The 5086-nt window shown below is 75.2% G+C and carries 2 protein-coding genes and 1 pseudogene; 2 read left to right on the forward strand and 1 reads right to left on the reverse strand.

Features of this window, described 5'->3' with window-relative positions; genetic code table 11:
* Positions 1 to 120 precede the first annotated feature (120 nt).
* Together ACIQOV_RS26925 and ACIQOV_RS26930 are read left to right on the forward strand one after the other, a co-directional pair.
* Positions 121 to 447 carry a DUF2530 domain-containing protein gene (locus tag ACIQOV_RS26925; RefSeq protein WP_359905737.1) on the forward strand — a complete coding sequence of 109 codons (327 nt, stop codon included), beginning with the start codon at positions 121 to 123 and terminating at the stop codon, positions 445 to 447.
* Positions 448 to 499: 52 nt separating this feature from the next.
* Positions 500 to 2959 carry a cation-translocating P-type ATPase gene (locus tag ACIQOV_RS26930; protein WP_401052718.1) on the forward strand — a complete coding sequence of 820 codons (2460 nt, stop codon included), beginning with the start codon at positions 500 to 502 and terminating at the stop codon, positions 2957 to 2959.
* A 45-nt stretch (positions 2960 to 3004) separates the two neighbouring features.
* On the opposite strand, the pseudogene ACIQOV_RS26935 reads toward ACIQOV_RS26930, so the two are convergent.
* Positions 3005 to 5086, reverse strand: a pseudogene (locus ACIQOV_RS26935) (molecular chaperone Hsp90); the annotation flags it as partial.

Genomic DNA, 5086 nt, shown 5'->3' on the forward strand with positions numbered 1-5086 from the left:
AGCGGGCGACGTCGAGGATGGACTCCTCGTCGGCTTCCCAACCGGACTCGTTGGCGATGTCGATCGACATGACGGGCTGTGTGCTCAGCTTTCGGCCCACCGCACCGTACGCTAGACCCCATGCCCAAGACGCCACTGCACCCCTCGCCCCCTCCGCTGGAGGCCAACGACGTCGCCATCGTCGGCGGCGGCACGGTGCTGTGGTTCATCGCCTTCCTCGCCCTGCTCCCCTTCCAGGGCAGCCTCTCCGCGCACGGCCACGGCACCTGGCCCTGGATCTGCCTCTCCGGCGGCCTGCTCGGCCTGATCGGCCTCTGGTACTGCCGCGCCCGGCGGGACGCGATCGCCCGCAGCCGCGCCGCCGAGGCGGCCGGACCGGCGCCGGGGCACACGGCCGAACGGGCGACCGGGGACGACGGCCAGGGTCCGGCCACCCGGTCGGACTGAATGGTCCTTTAGTAGCACGCACCGGACATAAGGCGCCCGTAGAGTCGGTGCCATGACGCAGCCTGCCCAGCCAGCGGAAGAGCGGCCGACCGACGAAGACCGCCCGGACGGAGCGCACCCCCTCGGCCTGCTGCCCGGCCGACGCGGCGGCCTGACGGCCTCCGAGGTGGCCGAGCGGGTCGCGAAGGGTCAGGTCAACGACGTCCCCGTACGGTCCAGCCGGTCCACCCGGGAGATCGTCCGGGCCAACGTCTTCACCCGCTTCAACGCGATCATCGGCGTGATGTTCGGGATCATCCTGATCGTCGGTCCGATCCAGGACGGCCTGTTCGGCCTGGTCATCGTGGCCAACACGGCGATCGGCATCATCCAGGAGCTGCGCGCCAAGAAGACCCTGGACAGCCTGGCCCTGATCGGCGAGGCCCGACCGCAGGTCCGCCGGGACGGCGCCGTCCAGCAGATCGGCGTCTCCGAGATCGTCCTCGACGACACCGTGCTGCTCGGCATCGGCGACAAGGTGATCGTGGACGGCGAGGTCACCGAGGCGGACGGCCTGGAGGTCGACGAGTCGCTGCTCACCGGCGAACCCGATCCGGTCCTCAAGCAGCCCGGCGCCCAGGTGATGTCCGGCAGCTTCGTGGTGGCCGGTGCCGGCGCGTTCACCGCCACCAAGGTCGGCCGCGAGGCCTACGCGGCCCAGCTCGCCGAGGAGGCCAGCAAGTTCACCCTGGTGAAGTCGGAGCTGCGCTCCGGCATCGACAGCATCCTGCGGATCATCACCTACCTGCTGATCCCCACCGCCCTCGGCCTGATCATCAGCCAGCTGGCCGTCGAGGGCCGGGACTGGCGGGAGGCCGTACGGCGCATGGTGGCCGGCATCGTGCCGATGGTCCCCGAGGGGCTGGTGCTGCTGACCTCGGTCGCCTTCGCGATCGGCGTGGTCCGGCTCGGCCGCAAGCAGTGCCTGGTCCAGGAGCTCCCGGCGATCGAGGGCCTGGCCCGGGTGGACACCGTCTGCCTGGACAAGACCGGCACCCTCACCGAGGGCGGCATGGACGTGATCGACCTGCGGGTGCTCTCCGACGGGGAGCCCGGCGCCGTCGCCCCGGAGACCGTCCAGCACGCCCTGGCCGTGATGGCGGGCGCCGACGCCCGCCCCAACCCGTCCATGCAGGCGGTCATCGACGCGTACGGGCGCGGCGACGACGGCGCCCGCTCCGGCCACGACGGCTGGCGGGTGATCGAGGCGATGCCCTTCTCCTCCGCCCGCAAGTGGAGCGGCGTGCAGTTGCTGGAGCCGCAGGGCGGCGAGGCCAGCTGGCTGCTCGGCGCGCCCGACGTGCTGCTGCCCGCCGGACACCCGGCGCTGGCCGAGGTGGACGAGCTGGGCGCCCGGGGCCTGCGGGTGCTGCTGCTGGGCCGCACGCCCGTCCCGCTGGACTCCCCCGACCCGGCGGCCGACCTCACCCCGCTGGCCCTGGTGGTGCTCCAGCAGCGGCTGCGCTCGGACGCCGCCGAGACCCTGCGCTACTTCGAGAGCCAGCGGGTCCGGGCCAAGGTCATCTCCGGCGACGCGGCGGTCTCGGTCGGCGCGGTGGCCGGCCACCTGGGCCTGCCCGGCGCCGACCACCCGCTGGACGCCCGCTCCCTGCCCGCCGACCCGGAGGAACTCGCCGAGACCGCCGACCGGACCAGCGTCTTCGGCCGGGTCACCCCGCAGCAGAAGCGCCAGCTGGTCGGGGCACTGCAGTCCCGCGGCCACACCGTGGCGATGACCGGCGACGGCGTCAACGACGTGCTCGCCCTCAAGGACGCCGACATCGGCGTGGCGATGGGCACCGGCTCCGACGCCACCAAGGCGGTCGCCCAGATCGTGCTGCTGAACGACTCCTTCGCCTCGCTGCCGTCGGTGGTGGCCGAGGGCCGCCGGGTGATCGGCAACATCGAGCGGGTCGCTTCACTCTTCCTGGTGAAGACCGTCTACTCGGTCCTGCTGGCGCTCCTGGTGATCTTCACCCATTCGCCGTACCCGTTCCTGCCCCGGCACTCCACCGTGCTGTCCTCGCTGACCATCGGCATCCCGGCCTTCTTCCTCGCGCTCGCCCCCAACGACGAACGGGCCCGCACCGGCTTCGTGAAGCGCGTGCTGCGGCTGGCGATCCCCGGCGGGGCCATCGCCGGCACCGGCACCTTCGTCGCCTACTCGCTCGCCCGCGCCGACCACGCGACCGACCTCAAGGCCGACACCAGCGTGGCCACCCTGACGCTCTTCCTGATCGCCCTCTGGGTCCTCGCCATCGTCGCCCGCCCGTACAACTGGTGGCGCCTGCTGCTGATCGGCAGCATGGGCGGCGCCTTCGCGCTGGTGCTGCTGGTGCCCCCGCTGAAGTCCTTCTTCGACCTCTCCCTGGTCGGCTTCCGCGACCCGCTGATCGGCGTCGCCATCGCGGTGGTCTGCGGCATCGCCCTGGAGATCACCTGGCGCTTCATGAAGCGCCGCGGCATGGAGTGACCCGCCCCGCGGGCCCGCCGGTCGGGGCGGGCCCGCGGGGGGCGCTCAGCCCTCGAAGTCGCGGGCGGCCGAGAGCTCGTAGGCGCGGTCCGGCTCGCTGAGGGCGGCCAGCACCTCGAAGCGGCGGTGCCACTGCCCGACCGACCAGGCCAGCCCGGCGGCCAGGCCCTCCGGAGTGGCCGCGTGCAGCAGACCGGGCACCGGCGGGACCTCGAACTCGTCGTCCTCGTCGGCGGCCTCGGCCAGCTCCGGGTCGTACGGCGGCTCCGGGGCGTCCGCCCCGGTGTCCCAGCGCCAGTCCACCGCCGCCTCGCCGCCGTCCGGCCCGACGACCAGCAGCTCCTCGTGCTCCTCGTAGGCGACCGGGCAGCCGGGCAGCAGTTCCCGCACCACCGCCGGGACCCGGTGCAGCACGCCCTCGGAGAGCACCCGGCCGCCCGCCACCTCGCTGGCCAGCGACACGTGCAGCCGCTCGGCGAGGTCGGCGGCCAGCGCCGGGGCGACCGGCAGCAGCGGGTACGGGTGCAGCAGCTGGACCAGGTCGGGGGCGTCGGCGACGACCGCCTCGGTCGCGTCCACCACCACGGTGTGGTCCGGCCGGCGCCCGGTGTCCGGGTCCAGCGGCGGCAGCGCCCGCACCACGTCCAGCGGCTCGATCCGCCCACGGTCCACCCGGGCCAGCGCGGTGTGGATGCCGTGCAGCTGACGGTGGCCGACCTCGGCCTCCGGGTCGGTCATCCGGTCCAGCACCTCGTCCGGCCCGTGCGGCTCGGCGAGCAGCGCGGCCAGCGTCGTGCGCACCCCGAGCGCGTGCAGGAACTGGTCGTCCAGGGTGGTGCGGGCCTCGTCGTACAGGCCGCGCAGCAGCGGGTCGGCCCCGGCGGCGCGCAGACCGGCCGGCTCCCGGCCCGCCAGCACCGGGTGGTCGCGCAGCCACCACGCGGTGTACGGCGGCAGGTCGGCGTACGAGCCGTCCGGCAGCAGGGTGCGCACCGGGGCGACCACGGCGTCCCGGTACGGCGGGCGGGCCAGCGCCGCGAGCGCCTCCGGCCAGGCGTCGTCGTCCACCAGGTCGAGGTCGCGCACGGCCAGCAGCTCGGCGGCCACCGGCGGGACGCCGACCGCCTCGTCGGCCTGCAGCGCCTCCAGCGCGTCCTCGGCCCACTCGGCGAGCCCGTCCGGCGCCTCGTCCAGCAGGCCGGTGGGGTGGCCGCCGGCCGCGCGGTCGGCCGGGACGGTGGGGTCGAGCCGCTCCAGGTCGTCCGGGTCGAGCACCACGTCCTCGGCGCGCACCAGCACGAAGTCGGCCAGCACGCCGACGGCGGTCAGCACCTCCGGCCCCCAGCGCTCCAGCAGCTCGTCGTCCACCCAGCCGGCGTCCTCCTCGCGGGCGAGCGCGGCGAAGGGGCTCCCGGGCAGCACGAGTTCGCCGGCCCGGGCGGGCTCGCCCTCGTCGTCGAGCAGCGCGAGCCGGGCCAGCCAGGGGTGGGCGCCCGGCTCCGGGGCGGCGGCCTTCACCAGGGCCAGGACGGCGTCGGCGAGTTCGAGCGCCGCGTCCAGGTCGTCCTCGGCCAGGTCGTAGGAGCGGGCGACGGCGGCCCGCACCTCGGGGGTGTCCAGCACCCCGGCCGGGGTGGCGGTGCCGGCGCCGAGCTTGGCCAGCAGCGGGTGGGCGGCCTCGGGGTGGGCCAGGCGCAGGTCGAGCGCGGCGAGCGCGCCCGCCAGCGACTCGGGGTAGCCGGGGAAGGCCGCCCAGTCGGCGTCCTCGGAGGGCAGCAGGACGCGCCGCGGCCCGGTGACCGTCCGCCCGTCGGCGAGCGGGACGGGCAGCGCGCCGAGCGCCTCCGGGTCGGCCGCGCCCAGCGCCGCGTACAGGTTGCGCCACCAGGCGGGCTCGCGGTCCAGCCCGCCGAGCTGGTCCACCACCTCGGCCAGCGGCACCCGGCGCACGTTCAGCACCCGCAGCTCGGTGCGCCGCTCCAGGCCGGCCGGCAGCAGCCCCGGGAAGATCGGCGAGAGCGCCTCGACCACCGAGCCGTCCGCGCCCTCCAGCAGCGTCGCGTCCCGCGGCCGCAGCGCGGGCGTGCCCTCCTCGACCGGCGCCGGGTGCGGCAGGAACGGCGTCCC

Origin of the sequence: Kitasatospora sp. NPDC091257, assembly GCF_044757675.1 — a bacterium.
In the GTDB taxonomy this organism is placed as follows: domain Bacteria; phylum Actinomycetota; class Actinomycetes; order Streptomycetales; family Streptomycetaceae; genus Kitasatospora; species Kitasatospora lactacystinica.